Source organism: Lysobacter fragariae, assembly GCF_054779775.1.
The window spans coordinates 69,162-86,312 of sequence record NZ_BAAGXP010000002.1 but is presented as its reverse complement, the minus strand read 5'-3'; the positions used below and the strand labels follow the sequence as shown (position 1 = coordinate 86,312).

The window sequence follows — 17,151 nt, the reverse complement described above, 5'->3', positions numbered from 1 at the left end:
CTGGAAGGCCGGCGCGGCGGGGTCACTTCACTTCACTCCCCCATGCGGGAGGCCAGGAAAGTGGCCGGATGCGCTGATTCGACGGGATTTTTCCGCTAGTCTGGCCCGCCCACCGACCTGCTACCCCGATGTCCCAGCCTCCCGTCAAGACCCGCGAACGCCTGTCCGAAGTCCGTTACGAAATCCGCGGAGAGCTGGCCCGTCGAGCCCGGGAGCTGGAAGCCCAGGGCCGCAAGCAGATCAAGCTCAATATCGGCAATCCCGGCGCGTTCGGGTTCCGTGCGCCGGAACACCTGCAGCGCGCGATCGCCGAACGCATCGAGCAGACCGATCCCTATACCCACCAGCAGGGCCTGCCGGCCGCGCGCGAGGCCATCGCCGCTTTCCATCGCCAGCGCGGCACGCCCAATGCGTCGCCGGAGCGCGTGTTCGTCGGCAACGGCGTCAGCGAGCTGATCGACCTGTCGCTGCGCGCCCTGCTGAACCCGGGCGACGAGGTGCTGCTGCCGTCGCCGGATTATCCGCTGTGGAGCGCGGCGACCATCCTCAACGACGGCCGCCCGGTGTACTACCAGTGCAAGCCGGAGGACGGCTTCCTGCCGAGCCCGGAGGAAATCGAATCGCTGGTGTCCTCGCGCACCCGCGCAATCGTGCTGATCAACCCGAACAATCCCACCGGCGCCTCCTATCCGCGCGAGGTGCTGGAGAAGATCGTCGCCGTCGCCGCGCGCCACAAGCTGCTGCTGATGGCGGACGAGATCTACGACAACATCCTGTACGACGACGCGACCTTCGTGCCGGTCGCGCCGCTTGCCGGCGACCTGCCGTGCCTGACCTTCGGCGGCCTGTCGAAGGTGCATCGCGCCTGCGGCTGGCGCGTGGGCTGGGCGGTGCTCAGCGGCGATCCGCTGGCCAGCGGCGACCTGCACCACGCGATGGACCTGCTCGGCGCGCTGCGCCTGTGCGCCAACGTGCCGGGCCAGTTCGCCATCGAAGCCGCACTGCATGGCGAGGACACGATCAGCGCCCTGACCTCGCCCGGCGGCCGCCTGTACGAAACCCGTCGCGCGCTGGTGGAGTGCGTGGCCGCGAGCCGGCACCTGGACCTGGTGGCGCCAGCCGGCGCGCTGTACGGATTCCCGGCGGTGGTGGGCGATGCGGCGATCGGTTTCGACGACCACCGTTTCGCACTGGAACTGCTGGAAACGCAGGACGTGCTGGTGGTGCCGGGATCGAGCTTCAACGTGCCCTACCGCAACCACTTCCGCGTGACCCTGCTGCCGGAGCCGGACGTGCTGCGCGAGGTGTTCCGCCGCATCGAAATCGTGCTGGACCGCTACGCCGAGCAGGCGCAGGCCAAGCGCTCGGCAGTGGCGTAGGGCGGTGGTGTAAGGCGGTGCTGTAAGGCGGGTTCTAACCCGCGATCGCGCGACCAAAGCGGCGGGTTAAAACCCGCCCTGCGGTTCTGCGCAGGAGGGCTCCATGTACGCCAAGCACATCACACCCATTCTCAACGTCTCGGACATGGAGCGAAGCTTTGCCTGGTTCCAGGCATTGGGCTGGGGCAAGTGCTGGGACTGGGGCAGTCCGCCCACGTTTGGCTCAGTCGGCTCGGGTGAGTGCGAGATATTCCTGTGCCTCAATGGCCAGGGACACCGGCAAGATCCGTCGGATTCCTGCGCTGGGACTGCCGGGGTCTGGATGTCCATCTGGGTAGACGATGTGGACACCATCCACCAGACCTGCCGGGAGAATGGACTTGAGGTGACTTTGCCGCCAACGGATGAGCCGTGGGGTGTCCGCGAGATGCATGTCCGCCATCCAGACGGCCACGTCTTCCGTATCAGTCAATCGCGTTGAGCAAGGCCTGGCAATTCATATCAGGCCGACTACGCCCGACGCGTCGGTTCTTTCGCGATCGGCATGGAGGGCCCCTCGCCTCGCTCGGGACGATGCGTCCGCCCCAAACCCGTCCTGACTTCCGGCTTTTACGCCGGCCTCCAGTCCACGCCGTAGAATGCCGGCATGGATGCGGCCAACAACGGCAACTCGCTGACCTACCTCGCCCTCGGCGACAGCTACACCATCGGTGAAAGCGTCGCCGAAGCCGGTCGCTGGCCGGTGCAGCTGGCTCGCGCCCTGCGCGAGGAAGGCATCATGCTGGACGATCCGCGCATCGTCGCCACTACCGGCTGGACCACCGACGAGCTGGAATGGGGCATGGATTCGGCCGAGCCGCTGGGCACGTTCGACTTCGTCTCGCTGCTGATCGGCGTCAACAACCAGTACCGCAACCGCAGTGCCGTCGCCTATGGCAGCGAGTTCCACACGCTGCTGCAGCGAGCAATCCGCCTCGCCCGCGGCCGTGCCGATTGCGTGCTGGTGCTGTCGATTCCCGACTGGGGCGTGACCCCGTTCGCACGCAATGAGCCGCGCGGACCGGAGTCGATCGGCGCGGAGATCGATGCCTTCAACGCCGCTGCACGGCAGGTATGCACGAAGGAAGGCGTGGCGTTCGTCGACATCACCCCGGCCTCGCGCGAACACGGCGCCGCCGCCGAGATGATCGCCAGCGACGGCCTGCATCCGTCCGCGGCGATGTACACGTTGTGGACACAGGCGGCATTGCCGGTCGCACGCGCGCTGCTGGCGCAATGAACGACACCATCGTTTCATCCAAGCGCGTGTCGCCCACGCGCCCGCTGCCGCGCGAGCACGTGCATGCGATCGCGCAGGCATTCTTGCCCGCGCACGTACTGGGCAACCGCTGGGACCACTATTACGTCCGCGCCAAGCTCGGCAGCGATCCGCTGTATCCGGGCGTGTGCGATGCCCTGCGCGGCACCGATGCGCCCTTGCTGGATCTGGGTTGCGGGCTGGGCCTGCTGGCGCATGCGTTGCGGGCGCAGGGGATCGCGCTGCCGTATCGCGGCGTGGACAACGATGCCGGCAAGATCGATCGCGCCCAGCGTGCGGCGCAGCGCGCGGGGTTGCGTGAAACCGCGTTTACGACCGTCGACCTCGCCCGCGAGTATCCGGAACATCGTGGCAGCGTCGCGCTGCTGGACGTGCTGCAGTTCATCCCGCCGGACGCGCAGTCGCGCGCGCTGGATGCGGCCATCGCGATGCTCATTCCCGGCGCGAAACTGGTGATCCGCACCGGGCTGGACGACGGCGGCCGGCGTGCGCGCATCACCCGCGCGGTCGATGTGTTCTCACGCGCACTGGGCTGGATGAATGCCGGACCGTCGCGCTACCCCGACGCCGACGAGCTGCGCGCTCGATTCGACGCGGCGGGATTGAAATCCGAATTCACGCCGCTGTTCGGCAATACGCCGTTCAACAACTGGCGCATCGTCGCGACGATGTAGGGCGGGCCTCGGCCCGCCGCGGTCGATCGGCAGATCGGATGGCGGGCCAAGGCCCGCCCTACGCCGCTGCCATCAAGCATCGCAATCACCTGAAGAGATCCACGCCTCAAATCCACGCCTCCGGAAATCCACGTCTCCGGATTTCCGCGCGCCGGGATGGCGAATTCCGCGCACGTTCCGCGACCACGCCACTATCCGACTTCAAGCGCCCTCGCCGGCACCGGCGTCGACTCCAGGTCTTCCGGCAACATGGCCCGATAGCCCAGCACCTCCAACCGCTGCAGCAGCGCCGCAAGGATCTCCACGTTCCGGCCATGCCCCGCGCCTTCGTGCAACAGCACGATCGCGCCCGGCACCAGGTCGCGCTCGATCCGCGTCACGACAACCTGCGGATCGCCGGCGAATGCGTCGTAGCCGCGCGCCGTCCACGCCACACGCGCCAGCGCGAGATCGCGCAACGGCGCCGAAACAAACGGATTGGCCATGCCCACCACCGCGCGGAACCAGCGCGGCGCATTGCCGGTGATCGCGGCGATGGTGGCCTGGTTCTGCGCGATCTGCGCGCGCATCTGCCGCGGCCCGAGCGCCCAGAACCATGCCTGCGGATGGGTATGGCTGTGGTTGCCGATCGAATGACCGCGGCGCGCGATCTCGCGCAGCAGGTCCGGTCGCTGCGCGGCCCGTTCGCCGACGACGAAGAACGTAGCGCGGGCGCGATGGCGATCCAGCAGGTCGAGCATCGCCAACGTGTCGTCGGAGGGGCCGTCGTCGATGGTCAGCCAGATGCAGTGCTCGCGCGTGGGCAACCGCCGCAGCACCGGGCTGAACAGGCGCGAATCCGCCTTCATCGTCGCCCACCAGAACGGCGCATGCGACGCGACCATCGCCGGCAGACCTACGCGCCAGCCCCAGCGCCACCACGCCAGAACAACCAGCAGTTGCGACGCCGCCAGGCAGATGGCCCAGACGTGCGGGCGGCGTGGCGGACGATGGATCGGCGGACGGGAAACGGACGGTTCTTGCATCCGAGCATGATGCCATGCGCCTTCCAGCGTCCCGGCGGGAAATCGCGGGGTTCGCGCCGACAGCGCCCGCGCGCGAGGCGTAAAATCGCCGTCTCCCTGACGGAACCCGCTCATGTCCCTCGACCCCGCCCTGCGCTCGCGCATCGAATCCCTGCTGCAGTCCAACCGCGTCGTCCTGTTCATGAAGGGCGAGCCAAGTGCGCCGCAGTGCGGGTTCTCGGCCAAGGCAGTGGCGGCGTTGTCCTCGCTGGATGTCGACTACGCCCACGTCAACGTGCTGGCCGATCCGGAAATCCGCGAAGGCATCAAGCAGTACGGCGATTGGCCGACGATCCCGCAGCTCTACGTCGGCGGGGAACTCGTCGGCGGCAGCGACATCATCGAGCAGATGGCCCATTCCGGCGAACTGCACGCACTGGTCGGCGTCGCCGCGCCCGACCGTACCCCGCCGCACATCACCATCACGCCGGCCGCCGCGCAGATGCTGCGCAGTGCGCTGGACGATGCCGGCGACGGCTATGCGCTGCAGGTGGAGATCGACGCGCGTTACAACGCCAAGCTGCAGCTCGGCGCGGTCGCCGCCAACGCCATCGCCACGGAAGCCGAAGGCCTGCGCGTGCAGTTCGATCCGGCCAGCGCACGCCGCGCGCAGGGCATGGCGATCGACTGGGTCGACGACGAACGCGGTCGCGGCCTGGTGATCGACAACCCCAACGCGCCGCCGAAGGTGAAGTCGCTGACGACGGTGGAAGCCAACGCGCGCGTTGTCGCCGGCTCGCTCACGCTGGTCGACGTGCGTCCGCCGGACGAGCGCGCGATCGCATCGGTGAACGTGCCGTTCTCGGTGTTCGACGGCGCCGCGCTGTCGCATCTGGAAGCATTGTCGAAGGACACACCGCTGGCGTTCCTGTGCCACCACGGCGGTCGCAGCGCGCAGGCAGCCGAACATTTCCGCGGCCTGGGTTTCCGCGAGGTGTACAACGTCGAAGGCGGCATCGAAGCCTGGGCGATCGACGCCGATCCGCACGTAGCGCGCTACTGAGGACGGGCCGGGGCGCACCGTAGCGTGCGCCCCGCTTAAACCTGGCACGGCGCGGCCGCATCCGACCTCCAGCACCGGAGGATCCAGCATGAGTCCGCACCACCGCTTTTCGTCCCATCGCCTCTCCTTCCGTCGCGCCGGCCGCCTGCTCGTACTGGCACTGGCCGGTGTTTCGGCGTTCAGCGCACTGGCGGCAACACCGGCCGGATTTCGCGGCAAGTCCTACGAAGGGCTGATCGACGCCGCAGGTGAACTCAGCCAGGCCCGCGTCAGTTTCGAACCCGTGGGCGAGGCGTGGCGCGCGCAGGTGCAGATCGCCGGGCATGGCGAAGTACTGCCTGCGAGCGTCGCCTTCGCCGGCGTGCAACTCACCCTGGAACTGCCCGGCCCCAACGGACCGATGCGCTGCACCGGCGTGGTCGACGACGTGGCCATCGTCGCCCCGACCGGCGCGGCGGGCTGCCGACTGGAACTGGTCAGCGCGGACGATGGCCCGTTGGCGCGGCAACTGGGTGGCGCATGGCGCGACGCACAGGGAAACATCTACGCCATCGCGCGCTCGGGCGATTCACCGGCGTCGATGTGGATCGACTACCAAAGTGGTGCCTGGCGCGGACTCGTCGAACGCGACGGCGCACTGCACATGGGACCTTCGGCGGCCACGCCGTGGCCGGAACAGTACGCGCTGGTCCCGGACGGTGAGGCGTTGTGGCTGCGCCCAGCCGGCACGAGGCGCGGCGGCACCCGCCTGCTACGCATCGCACTGCGCGAACAGCCGCTTCAATGGACCACGGGCGAAGCCACGATCAAGGGCACGTTGATCCTGCCGGAGCAGGGGCAAGGCGCACGTGCCAGCAAGAAGCGGGTAGCGTCGGTGCAAGCCGCATCCCACGTGGCATCGAAGCACGTGGCATCGAAGCACGCCACACCGAAAGATGGCGATCGCATACCAGCGGTGATCCTCACTCACATGTCATCGCCCGGAACGCGCGAAGGGTATCGCCAGTTCGCTTACTTCTTCGCCGCACACGGCATCGCCACGCTGATCTACGACCGTCGTGGCAGCGGCGAATCCAGCGGCGACGAAGCCAGCGCCGGCATGCATCGCCTCGCCGACGACGGGGTCGCCGCCGCGCAGGTGCTGGCCACGCTGCCGCAAATCGATCCCGCGCGCATCGGCACCTGGGGTCACAGCCAGGGTGGCTGGATCGCGCCGCTCGCGGCGGCCCGTTCGCCGCAGGTCGCCTTCGTGATCGCGCAATCGGCCTCGGGCGTTGCGCCGGCGAAGCAGGAGCTGTTCCGCGTCGAACACAACGCGCGTGACGCCGGACTCGACGTCGACGAAGTCAACGCCGCCATCGACTACGAACGACGCCTGATGGACTGGGTCCGCACCGGCGCCGGCCGCGACGACATCCACGCGCTGGCGAAAGCCAACGCGTCGGCACGCTGGGCGCGATTCGTCGAACTGCGCGACGACCTGCCGGCGAAGCCCAGCGCGCGCAGCCAGTCGTTCTGGTGGTTCGATCCGGTGCCCGACCTGACAAAGGTGCGCGTGCCCACGCTGGTGATCCACGGCGATCGCGACGGCTACGTTCCGGTCGATGCCAGCCTGCCGATCCTGCGCCAGGCATTGGCCGGCACCGACGCGCACTTCGTGCTGCTGCCACGCGCCGTGCACGGACTGTGGGTGGGCGATCGCGACAGCAGCAACGAAGCGATGCGCTCGCCCGGCTTCCATCCGGACTATTGGCCGCAGTTGCTGGGCTGGCTGCGCAAGCAATCGCTTGCGCCGTAACGCCGCGTTGAACGTAGGGCGGGTCTCGACCCGCCCTACTCACCTGCATGCTGCGAGTCTCGACCCGCCATCCTCACCTGCATGCTGCGGGGCAAGACCCGCCCTATCCGGGCTAACCCGAAAACCCGCCCTGCGCGAGGAACTCGCGTTCCTCGCGCGTACTTTCGCGACCCATTGCGGCATTGCGATGCGGGAAACGACCGAAGCGCCGGATGATGTCGTAGTGCAGGCGCGCCCAGCGATCGTCGCCGCCGGAAAGACGCGCGAACAGTTCCAGCGAGCGCTCCTGGTCGGACAACGCCTCCGAGTGCTGCAACGGCAGGTAGAGGAACATCCGCACCGATGGCTCGACCTGCGCATCGAACCCCAGCGTCAGCGCACGTCCGGTGTACTCGCGCGCCAGGCCGTCGGTCGCATACGCATGCGCGCTGCGGCGGAACACGTTGCGCGGGATCTGGTCCAGCAGCAGCACCAGCGCCAGCGCGTCATCGGCGCTGCCCAGCCAATGCTCGAACTCGCGCGCCGCCGCCAGCATGTGTGCATGCAGGAAGCGGTTGCGGCAGTCGGCGTCGAAAGCCTCGCCGCCGGCAAACCATCGATCCGGTCCGGCGCCGCGCCAGAACGCGACGACTTCGGCTGCGATGTCGGTCATGCCTGCATCTCCTTGCGATGACAACACCTCTGGTGACGGCAGCGCTGATGACGGCAGCGCTGATGACAGCGGCACTGATGACAGCGGCGCTCACGCACCGTCGGGGACCAGCTCGATGTCGGCGTCGTCATCGCCGAGCTGGGTTTCCAGTTCGAGCTTCCACGCCGCGGTGATGCTCTCCAACGTCACCGCATGGATCAACGGTTGGATCGAGCCACCCGAATACGACTGCGCGATGAAGCGGGCATAGCGATCGCGGTACGCGAGCCAGGCCTGGTGCACCTGTTCGAACGCGCCCAGGTCGTCGCCGGACAGCTGGCTGCGCAGGTGCGCCACCGACCGCTCAAGCGCGTGGTCGGTCGCGTGGAATCCGGCCATGGCCTGGTCGTTCATTTCGCGCTGCGTCAGCGTGGAACGTTCGCCCTGCCGCGCGACTTCACCGGCCTGGCTGACGTAGTGCCCGGCGATCTCCACCGCGGCCTGCGCCTTCCCGATCAGCCGGCCTTCGAACTGCCGCAGTTCCTCCAACGTGGTGCTGCTCGCTTCCAGCCCCTGTTTGAGAGCGAGCAGCTTCTGGTTGCGGTCGATGATTTCACTGGTTTTCCGCCGCTCCAGCCGGCGCTGGATGAAGTACAGGCCCCATGTGATCACGGCGCCGGCAAGCAGGTAGAAGATTTTTTCCATGGCAGCTCCCTGATGGGGAAACAGTGTGCCTGCAGGGGGTCGCAGGGACTGCGATTGGCCGCCAAAAATCCCCGCTGCAGGGCGGGTTTTAACCCGCCATCGAAGGGATGGATCGCCGTGGGTCGAAACGGCGGCGGGTTGAAACCCGCCCTACAGATGCCGGATTTCGGCCGGCTGTTCCGTCCAGTTGTTGTTGCGGCCGTCGCAGTAGTTCACGGGACCCGCCAGCAGTTCTTCCGGCGTTGCATCGTCCAGGCACGTGACCTGGACCGAGACGTAATGGCCGCCCACCTCGGGGATGTAACCACGCCCGAACGGACGCACCCCGCAGGTACGGCAGAAGTGCCAATGCGCACTGTTCGAGCCGAAGGTGTAGTCGGCGATAGCGGCTTCGTCCGTCAGCAGGCGGAACGACTCCGGCTTGGTCATCGCGCTCCAGTTGCGCGTCTTGGTGCAGATCGAACAGTTGCACCTGCCCGTGCCTTCGCTGAGATCGAGGTCGACCTCGAAGCGGATGGCGCCGCAGTGGCAGCTGCCGGTGTAGGTCTTCATGGACATGGGGCACTCCTGTGCGTTGCTGGAATTCAAGGATATCGGCCCAACCGTGAGCGGCCCGTCAGGCATCGACAGGACCGGCGATTAAGCGGCGCGCTCCTCGTCTACTCATCAAACCGCAGGTGCCGCACCGACTTCCCATTGCGCCGGATCAGCCGCAATGCCTCGATGCCGACCTGGATGTGGTTGTCGACGAATTCGGCACTGACCTTCGCATCGGAGGCCTCAGTCTTGACGCCTTCCGGAATCATCGGCTGGTCCGACACCAGCAGCAGCGCGCCGCAGGGGATGTGGTTGGCGAAACCGGCGGCGAAGATCGTCGCGGTCTCCATGTCGATCGCCATGCAGCGCAGCTTGCGCAGGTAGTCCTTGAACGCTTCGTCGTGTTCCCAGACGCGGCGGTTGGTGGTGTAGACGGTGCCGGTCCAGTAGTCGTGGCCGAGGTCGCGGATCATCGTCGACACCGCGCGCTGCATGGCGAACGCGGGCAGCGCGGGGACTTCGGCCGGCAGGTAGTCGTTGGAAGTGCCTTCGCCGCGGATCGCCGCGATCGGCAGGACCAGGTCGCCCAGTTCGTTCTTGCGCTTCAGCCCGCCGCACTTGCCCAGGAACAGCACCGCCTTGGGCGAGATCGCGGTGAGCAGGTCCATCATCGTCGCGGCGTTGGGACTGCCCATGCCGAAGTTGATCATGGTGATGCCGTCCGCGGTCGCACTGGGCATCGGGCGGTCCAGGCCGACCACGGTCGCGCCGGCGAGGCGGGCGAAGGTGTGCAGGTAGCCGCTGAAGTTGGTCAGCAGGATGTGTTCGCCAAACTGGTCGAGCGGCACGCCGGTGTAGCGCGGCAGCCAGTTCCCGACGATCTGTTCTTTGTCTTTCACGCGATGCTCCTTCTCTTCTGTCCGGCGGCGCGTTCAGGACACGCGGCTTTTCGCATTGTTGCGCGGATGCCGGCGGCCGGTCACTCCGCGCGGGCAGGCTTTGGCTCGAAGTGCCCGGGTCGAAGTGCCGGCTTTGCCGATCCTGTCCTGCGCTGCATCCATGACCAACGTCAGGCTGGCGGTCGCCTGCCGGGGAGGCTACGGTGCGGACTTTCCGGCTCAGGACGAGCGGTTTCATTCCCAGGGGAAACTCCAATGTCCTTACGACCCATGTGGGCCAGCGGCGCAGTGACGCTGCTGGTGGGCCTGGCACAGGCGACAACGCCGGCCAGCGCCGCATCCCGTTTCACGCAGGATCCGTACCCGAGTACCTACCACGCGATTGCCTCGGCACCCGTGCTGATCCAGCACGCGACCGTGCTTACCGGCACCGGCACGCGACTGGACGACGCCGACGTGCTGATGCGCGACGGCAAGATCGTCGCGATCGGCACCGCACTGGATGCACCCGCCGACGCGATCCGCGTCGACGGCACCGGCAAGTGGGTGACGCCGGGCATCATCGACGTGCATTCGCACCTGGGCGTGTATCCCAGCCCCGGCGTCAGCGCGCATAGCGACGGCAACGAGGCGACATCGCCGGTGACGCCGAACGTCTGGGCGGAGCATTCGATCTGGCCGCAGGACCCGGGCTTCGAAACCGCGCTCGCGGGCGGCATCACCTCGCTGCAGGTGCTGCCGGGCAGCGCCAACCTGATCGGCGGACGCGGCGTGACGTTGAAGAACGTGCCGTCCACGACCTACCAGGGCATGAAGTTCCCCGGCGCGCCGTGGGGCCTGAAGATGGCCTGCGGCGAGAATCCCAAGCGCGTCTACGGCCAGAAGGGTGGTCCGTCCACGCGCATGGCCAACGTCGCCGGCTACCGCGCCGCGTTCATCGATGCCAGCGAATACCTGCGAAAGAACGCACCGAAGAAGAGCGCGCCGGCGAAGAAGCATTGGTGGAGCAGCTCCAGCAACGGCGCCGACAGCGAGAAGGACACCGGCGGCAAGCGCGACCTGAAACTCGACACCCTGGCCGGTGCGATCAACGGCGACATCCAGGTGCACATCCACTGCTACCGCGCCGACGAAATGGCGACGATGCTGGACCTGGCGAAGGAATTCGGCTTCAAGGTCGCCGCGTTCCACCACGCAGTGGAGGCGTACAAGATTTCCGACCGCCTGGCGCAGGAAGGCGTGTGCGGCGCGATGTGGGCCGACTGGTGGGGCTTCAAGATGGAAGCCTTCGACGGCATCCAGGAAAACATCGCACTGGTGGATCGTCCCGCCAACAGCTGCGCGATCGTGCATTCGGATTCGGAGGAAGGCATCCAGCGCCTCAACCAGGAAGCAGCCAAGGTCATGGCGCACGCGAAGCTCGCCGGGATGGACATTCCACCCGAGCGCGCGATCCGCTGGCTGACCGCCAACCCGGCCAAGGCGCTGGGCGTCCTTGACCGGACCGGCACGCTGGAGAACGGCAAGATGGCCGACGTGGTGCTGTGGAACGGGAATCCCTTCAGCGTGTATGCGAAGGCCGAGCAGGTGTACGTCGACGGTGCTCGCGTGTTCGATCGCAACGATCCGACGCGCCAGCCGAAGTCGGATTTCATGCTGGGACAGGATGCTGCAATGGGAGGTGTGCGATGAACTGCTTTTCTAACAGCCGCTTCTCCAAGAGCCGCTTCGCGAAGGCGCTCGCCGCTTCCCTACTGCTGTCGGCGGGCGTGTCCGCCAACGCGCAGGACGTCCTCATCAAGAACGCCACCGTCCACACCGCCTCCGCGCAGGGCACGTTGCAGAACAGCGACGTGCTGGTGAGCAACGGCGTGGTGCGTGCGATCGGCAAGGGTCTGCTGGCGACGCCGAACGCGCAGGTGGTCGATGCGCAGGGCCGGTCGCTGACGCCGACGCTGTTCGGCGGCATCACCGAAATCGGCCTGGAGGAAGTCTCCGGCGAGAAGACCACCGTCGACAACGCGCTCGGCCTGGGCGCGGAAAGCCACGAGATGACGGTGCGTCCGGAATTCGACGTGACCCTGGCCTACAACCCGGATTCGGTGCTGCTGCCGGTCGAACGCATCGAGGGCATTGGCTGGACGCTGCTCGCGGCGAGCACGACCGAAGGCGGCTCGATCATCGGCGGCCAGGGTGGCGTGGTGCGACTGGACGGCAGTCCCGATCCCGTCGGCGCGCGCGTGCTGTTCGTCGACCTGGGCGGCGGTGGCGCGGCGGAACTGACCGGCAGTTCGCGCGCCGCGCAGTGGATGCTGCTGGACCAGCTGGTCGACGAAGTGCGTGGACGCATCGGTGCGGGATCGGACATGGCGCTGCTGACGCCGGCCGGTCGCGCGACGCTGGCGAAGTACGTCGGCGGTGGCGGCCGGGTGATGGTGGCGGTGAACCGTGCTGCCGACATCCGCCAGCTGCTGCGCTGGTCGGCGCGCCAGAACGTGCGCGTGGCGATCGTGGGCGGCGTGGAAGCGTGGAAGCTCGCGCCGCAGATCGCCGCGGCGAAGGTACCGGTGTTCGTCGATCCGCTGGCGGACCTGCCGGCTGATTTCGACCAGATCAACGCGACCATGGAGAACGCCGCACGCCTGCGCGCTGCCGGCGTCGAGGTGAGCTTCGCCTTCTTCGATACCTCCAGCCACAACGCACGCAAGGTGCGACAACTGGCGGGCAATGCCGTCGCCAACGGCTTGCCGTGGGAAGACGGCCTGGCAGGCCTCACCCGCGTGCCGGCGCAGGCGCTTGGCGTGGGCGACCGCATGGGCACGATTGCAGTGGGTAAACGCGCCGACCTGGTGCTGTGGAGCGGCGATCCGCTGGAAGTGAACAGCGTCGCGCTGCAGGTGTGGATGGACGGCCGCGCGATCACCATGCGCAGCCGCCAGACCGAGCTGCGTGATCGCTACATGCGCACGGCAACGCCGGCGGAAGCAGGCGGCCTGCCACGGGCGTATTCCGCCGGCGGGAACTGACCTGCTGCTGGTAGTGAAAAAGCCCGCCTTCTGGCGGGCTTTTTCATGGTGGCGACTTCATGGCGCCAGTCGAAGCGGACGCAGCAGCTGCAATTGCGAATGCGTTTGCCGGGAGTTTGACAATTCGTGCGCGATTCGCGGGACTGCTCGCTGTCCCGTGTCGTCCGCCTACGGCCGTACTCCGGCGTGGTCCAGCACGACCACGCGATTGCGACCTTCGTGCTTGGCCTGGTACATCGCCTCGTCGGCGCGCTGCACCAGCGACGCGGCACCGTCGCTATCGCTGCATTCCACCACGCCGATGCTCAACGTCAACGCCACCGGGGCGCGGTTGACGCGGGCACAGCGCGCTTCCACCTGGGTGCGGATGCGCTCGGCCATGTCGCGCGCGTGGCGGCGCGCGGAGCCCGGCAACAGCAGCAGGAATTCCTCGCCGCCCTGGCGGCCGAGCAGTTGTTCCGGCTGCATCTCCGAACGGATGACCTGGGTCACCGCGCACAGGCAATCGTCGCCGATGGCGTGGCCGTGGGTGTCGTTGATGCGCTTGAAATGGTCCAGGTCGAGGAACAGCACCGACAGCGGCAGGTGGCGGCGGCGGCTTTCGGCGATGGCGCCATCGAGCCGGCGCATCATCCCGGCGCGGTTGAGCACGCCGGTGAGGCCGTCGTGCTCGGCGTCCTGCTGCGCGGCATCGCGCTCGCGCTTGAAGGTGAGCATGCGGTAGGCCAGGCCCAGCACCAGCACCACGGCGGTGAACGCCTCCATCAGCGGCAGGCCGTATTCCAGCCACGGACTCAGCGGTTTGCCGGCCGACAGCTGCAGCGCGCGCGCAGTCGACACCGTCACCAGCGGCACCCAGGCGATCAGCACGAAGCCGGCGTGGCGCCCGCCGCGCAGCCACACCGTCACCAGCGTGGCGATCGCGAGCAGATTGGCAAGCAGCAGCAGCGAATTGCCGATCGGCGGGAACCAGCCCTTTTCCTGCGGCCACGGCGACACCAGCGCGACCAGCAGCAGCGATGGCAACAGCGCACCGACCACCCACAACGCGCGACTGAGCCAAGGCGCACGCGGCCGCAGTTCGGCGAATTCCAGCAGGAAGCACACGGTGACGATGGTCAGGCTGGTGGCGACGAACCATACGCCCGCCACCCCGAAGCGCGCCATCCACGCGAACACGTCCAGCGCATAGGCATCGCCGTAGGCCATCAGCACGTACAGCATCTGCAGCAGCATCGTTGCAGCGAACAGCAGGTACACGCGTTCGCGCAGCAGCGTCCAGAACAGCAGCGCGACCAGCGATACGCCGACCAGGATGCCCAGGCTGAGCCACAGCACGCGGACGTGGCCGTGGTCCTCCACGGCGAATGCGTGCGGACTGCGCAGGGCGACCTGCAGCGGATAGCGCGCGTCCTCCACGCCGACGTAGATGGGCTGGGTGGTGGCGGGCAGCGCGAAGTACAGCGCGCGTCGCGAATGGCCGTCGTCGAGGTCGCGGTCGAATACCGAGGCGTGGCGCACGCGGTAGTCGGGCGGAATCAGCACGGTCAGGCGTGCGCTGTACGGGTGGTAGACCAGCAGCAGGCGCTCGGACGTGGCCGCGGTCGGGGTCAGGCGCCACCAGCCGCGGCCCTTCTGCGCGCCGGACAGCTGGTGCGGTTCGGCGGTGGTGGCCCAGGCGGTCTCGGGTTGCCGGGTCATGGCGGCGGGGGCGATCGACGCGACGTCGTCGCGCAGGCGCTCGATGCGGGCGACGCCGTTGCCGGGGTCCGTCGGGACATGGTCGGCCCGGGCCGGCCCAACCACGGCCACGCCGATGCACACCATCACTACCGCGGCCAGCCACCTCGCCTGCATCACCCCTCCCCTGCCGGGCATGACCGCCCCAGTGTCGGTTGCGGCACGTGACACCGCAAGCCCGCCGGGTCGTATGCTCCCCCGACTTTCAGGGGAAAATCCGATGTCCGACCTCAACTGGTTCGCCGTGGTAGCTGCCGCACTGTCCGCTTTCCTCCTTGGCGGCATCTGGTACGGCCCGCTGTTCAAGCACGCCTGGTGCCGCGAAGCCGGCATCGACCCGAACGCTGCGCCACGCCACCCCGCGCGGGTCTTCGGCAGCGCGTTCGTGCTGGCGCTGGTCGCCGCGATCGCGTTCGCGTGGCTGCTGGGCCCCGCACCGGACCTGCACCTGGCGCTGCACCATGGCGTGCTGGTGGGCTTCGCCTTCGTCGCCACCAGCTTCGGCATCAACTACGCCTTCGCCCAGCGCAGCCTCAAGCTGTGGCTGATCGACGGCGGCTACCACCTGCTGCAGTTCACCCTGTACGCGCTGGTGCTGGGCCTGTGGCACTGAGCCGGGGACCGTCGCCTTGATCGCCTGGTACTTCGATTTCATTTCGCCGTTCTCCTACCTGCAATGGCAGAAGGTGAAGGCAATGGCGCCAGGGCACGCGGTGACGCCGGTGCCGATCGTGTTCGGCGCCGTGCTCTCCGCGGTCGGCCAGAAGGGGCCCGCGGAGATCCCCGGCAAACGTGAATTCACCTATCGCCACGTGCTGTGGCAGGCGCGGCGCGGAGGCGTGGCGCTGCAGTTCCCGCCGGCGCATCCGTTCAACCCGCTGGCCGCGCTGCGGTTGTGCATTGCCGCGGGCGCCGACGCGCGCGCCGTCGATGCGATCTTCGACTGGATCTGGCAACGCGGGCAGGCGGGCGACAGCATCGACGCCCTCGCCCCGGTGGCGGCGGCGCTGGGCGTGCCAGCCGATGCCATCAACGCCGAGGCCACCAAGGCCCGGTTGCGCGCGAACACCCAGGACGCCCTCGACGCCGGCGTCTACGGTGTGCCGACCTTGTCCATTGATGGCCGGTTGTTCTGGGGTAACGACGCCCATGACTTCGCCCTGGCGGTGCTTGCCGATCCCTCCGTGCTGGAAGAGACGCAGATGCAGCGGGTAGGCGGCCTGCCGGTCGGGGTGGCGCGGGGTTGAGCCTTGGGTGCGAAAACCGTGCAGGGGCGTATGCTGGGGCCGTTACAACCTTATGACCGAGCACTAGGACGGGGGGCCTTTCATGCGCATCGGCATTGTCGTTGACTCACCCTGCGATCTGCCCGAGCAGTACCTGCAGGCAAACAACATCCCGATCCTTCCCACCACGGTCCGCATGGGCGCGGCGTCGATCGCCGACTACCGTAATCCGGAAGCGACCCTGCAGTTCCTGCACACCCACCTGGCCGAACGCGGCTGGGAAGCGGAGAGCAGCCCGTTCTCGGTGGATCAGATCCGCGACCTGTTCCTGACCAAGCTCGTCATCGACTACGACTTCGTCTTCTGCCTGACGATCACCAAGACGCGCAGCCTGATCTTCGACAACGCGCAGCAGGCGAGCTTCGCGATCCTCAACGAATACAAGCCGATCCGCGCCAACGCCGGAAACAACACGCCGTTCGCGCTGCGCGTGATCGATACGCAGAACCTGTTCGCCGCGCAGACCATCCTGCCGGTGGAAGCCGTACGCCTGCGCGCCGCCGGCGAAAACGCGCCGAAGATCCGCGCCCGGCTGGAAAACCTGGCGCAGCTGACCCAGGGCTTCCTGATTCCGCGCGACCTCAACTACATGCGCGAACGCACGCGCATCCGCGGCGACCGCAGCGTGAGCTTCCTCGCCGCGAAAATCGGCACCGCGTTCGACATCAAGCCGATCCTGCACTGCAGCCGCGGCGAGACCGGCCCGGTCGGCAAGGTCAAGAATTTCGACCATGCTGCGCAGAAGCTGTTCGAGCACGCCACGCGCCGGATCGAACGCGGCGACCTGGCCACGCCGACCCTGGGCGTCAGCTTCGGTGGCGAACTGGAGGAACTGCGCGCGTTGCCCGGCTATTCCACGTTGCGCCAGGCCTGCGCGGTGAACCACGTCGAAATGATCGAGTCGATGATGGCGCTGACCAGCATGGTCAACATCGGCAAGGGCGGACTGGCGTTGGGCTACGCGGCATCGACCGACAAGATCGAGCTGTAGCTTCGTTCACGCGGCGCAGGTGCCTGCGCGGCGGCGCAATCCACCAGCGCGATGCACTCTGCAGTGCACGGCGCATTCACACCCGGGCAATAAAGTCGCG

At 67.6% G+C, this 17,151-nt stretch carries 17 protein-coding genes; 11 read left to right on the top strand and 6 right to left on the bottom strand.

What is annotated here, in order from left to right:
- Window positions 1–128 precede the first annotated feature (128 nt).
- The 4 genes from ACYVD7_RS02950 (at window position 129) to ACYVD7_RS02935 (ending at window position 3,371) form a co-directional block, all read left to right on the top strand.
- Complete coding sequence (locus ACYVD7_RS02950; RefSeq protein WP_460758865.1) at window positions 129–1,379, top strand: aminotransferase class I/II-fold pyridoxal phosphate-dependent enzyme; 1,251 nt, start codon at window positions 129–131, stop codon at window positions 1,377–1,379.
- 103 nt (window positions 1,380–1,482) lie between these two features.
- On the top strand, window positions 1,483–1,860 hold the full coding sequence (locus tag ACYVD7_RS02945) for a VOC family protein (RefSeq protein WP_460758864.1): 378 nt from the start codon (window positions 1,483–1,485) through the stop codon (window positions 1,858–1,860).
- 165 nt (window positions 1,861–2,025) lie between these two features.
- Window positions 2,026–2,658 carry an SGNH/GDSL hydrolase family protein gene (locus tag ACYVD7_RS02940; RefSeq protein WP_460758862.1) on the top strand — a complete coding sequence of 211 codons (633 nt, stop codon included), beginning with the start codon at window positions 2,026–2,028 and terminating at the stop codon, window positions 2,656–2,658.
- A gap of 44 nt (window positions 2,659–2,702) precedes the next feature.
- Window positions 2,703–3,371, top strand: a complete 669-nt coding sequence (locus tag ACYVD7_RS02935) for a methyltransferase domain-containing protein (RefSeq protein ID WP_460759781.1) — start codon at window positions 2,703–2,705, stop codon at window positions 3,369–3,371.
- Between the two features lie 191 nt (window positions 3,372–3,562).
- On the opposite strand, the gene ACYVD7_RS02930 is transcribed toward ACYVD7_RS02935, so the two are convergent.
- A complete protein-coding gene (locus ACYVD7_RS02930) occupies window positions 3,563–4,396 on the bottom strand; it encodes a polysaccharide deacetylase family protein (protein ID WP_460758860.1) in 834 nt (277 codons plus the stop codon).
- A gap of 112 nt (window positions 4,397–4,508) precedes the next feature.
- Here ACYVD7_RS02930 and grxD point away from each other — a divergent pair, with 112 nt between their 5' ends.
- Both grxD and ACYVD7_RS02920 read left to right on the top strand, forming a co-directional pair.
- A complete protein-coding gene (grxD, locus tag ACYVD7_RS02925) occupies window positions 4,509–5,438 on the top strand; it encodes a Grx4 family monothiol glutaredoxin (protein WP_460758858.1) in 930 nt (309 codons plus the stop codon).
- 88 nt (window positions 5,439–5,526) lie between these two features.
- The gene (locus ACYVD7_RS02920; RefSeq protein WP_460758856.1) at window positions 5,527–7,236 is read left to right on the top strand and encodes an alpha/beta hydrolase family protein; all 1,710 of its coding nucleotides are present in this window, start codon (window positions 5,527–5,529) and stop codon (window positions 7,234–7,236) included.
- A 112-nt stretch (window positions 7,237–7,348) separates the two neighbouring features.
- On the opposite strand, the gene ACYVD7_RS02915 is transcribed toward ACYVD7_RS02920, so the two are convergent.
- The 4 genes from ACYVD7_RS02915 to ACYVD7_RS02900 form a co-directional block, all read right to left on the bottom strand.
- Window positions 7,349–7,888 (bottom strand): DUF924 family protein, encoded by a 540-nt coding sequence (locus tag ACYVD7_RS02915; RefSeq protein WP_460758855.1) that lies wholly within the window; start codon window positions 7,886–7,888, stop codon window positions 7,349–7,351.
- Window positions 7,889–7,978: 90 nt separating this feature from the next.
- Window positions 7,979–8,572 carry a lysozyme inhibitor LprI family protein gene (locus tag ACYVD7_RS02910; protein WP_460758853.1) on the bottom strand — a complete coding sequence of 198 codons (594 nt, stop codon included), beginning with the start codon at window positions 8,570–8,572 and terminating at the stop codon, window positions 7,979–7,981.
- Window positions 8,573–8,722: 150 nt separating this feature from the next.
- Window positions 8,723–9,130 (bottom strand): GFA family protein, encoded by a 408-nt coding sequence (locus ACYVD7_RS02905; protein WP_460758851.1) that lies wholly within the window; start codon window positions 9,128–9,130, stop codon window positions 8,723–8,725.
- A gap of 101 nt (window positions 9,131–9,231) precedes the next feature.
- The gene (locus ACYVD7_RS02900; protein ID WP_460758850.1) at window positions 9,232–10,008 is read right to left on the bottom strand and encodes an AMP nucleosidase; all 777 of its coding nucleotides are present in this window, start codon (window positions 10,006–10,008) and stop codon (window positions 9,232–9,234) included.
- 270 nt (window positions 10,009–10,278) lie between these two features.
- On the opposite strand from ACYVD7_RS02900, the gene ACYVD7_RS02895 reads away from it, so the two are divergent.
- Both ACYVD7_RS02895 and ACYVD7_RS02890 read left to right on the top strand, forming a co-directional pair.
- Complete coding sequence (locus ACYVD7_RS02895) at window positions 10,279–11,700, top strand: amidohydrolase (RefSeq protein WP_460759778.1); 1,422 nt, start codon at window positions 10,279–10,281, stop codon at window positions 11,698–11,700.
- Complete coding sequence (locus tag ACYVD7_RS02890) at window positions 11,697–13,034, top strand: amidohydrolase family protein (protein ID WP_460758848.1); 1,338 nt, start codon at window positions 11,697–11,699, stop codon at window positions 13,032–13,034. The genes ACYVD7_RS02895 and ACYVD7_RS02890 overlap by 4 nt, the downstream gene beginning before the upstream one ends.
- Before the next feature lie 168 nt (window positions 13,035–13,202).
- Here ACYVD7_RS02890 and ACYVD7_RS02885 read toward each other — a convergent pair whose 3' ends face one another.
- On the bottom strand, window positions 13,203–14,891 hold the full coding sequence (locus ACYVD7_RS02885; RefSeq protein WP_460758847.1) for a sensor domain-containing diguanylate cyclase: 1,689 nt from the start codon (window positions 14,889–14,891) through the stop codon (window positions 13,203–13,205).
- 103 nt (window positions 14,892–14,994) lie between these two features.
- On the opposite strand from ACYVD7_RS02885, the gene ACYVD7_RS02880 reads away from it, so the two are divergent.
- The 3 genes from ACYVD7_RS02880 to ACYVD7_RS02870 all read left to right on the top strand — a co-directional run bounded on the left by ACYVD7_RS02880 (window position 14,995) and on the right by ACYVD7_RS02870 (window position 17,051).
- Window positions 14,995–15,387, top strand: a complete 393-nt coding sequence (locus ACYVD7_RS02880) for a DUF1761 domain-containing protein (protein WP_460758845.1) — start codon at window positions 14,995–14,997, stop codon at window positions 15,385–15,387.
- Between the two features lie 16 nt (window positions 15,388–15,403).
- The gene (locus tag ACYVD7_RS02875) at window positions 15,404–16,021 is read left to right on the top strand and encodes a DsbA family protein (protein WP_460758844.1); all 618 of its coding nucleotides are present in this window, start codon (window positions 15,404–15,406) and stop codon (window positions 16,019–16,021) included.
- A gap of 82 nt (window positions 16,022–16,103) precedes the next feature.
- The gene (locus tag ACYVD7_RS02870; RefSeq protein ID WP_460758842.1) at window positions 16,104–17,051 is read left to right on the top strand and encodes a DegV family protein; all 948 of its coding nucleotides are present in this window, start codon (window positions 16,104–16,106) and stop codon (window positions 17,049–17,051) included.
- The last annotated feature ends 100 nt before the right edge of the window (window positions 17,052–17,151 follow it).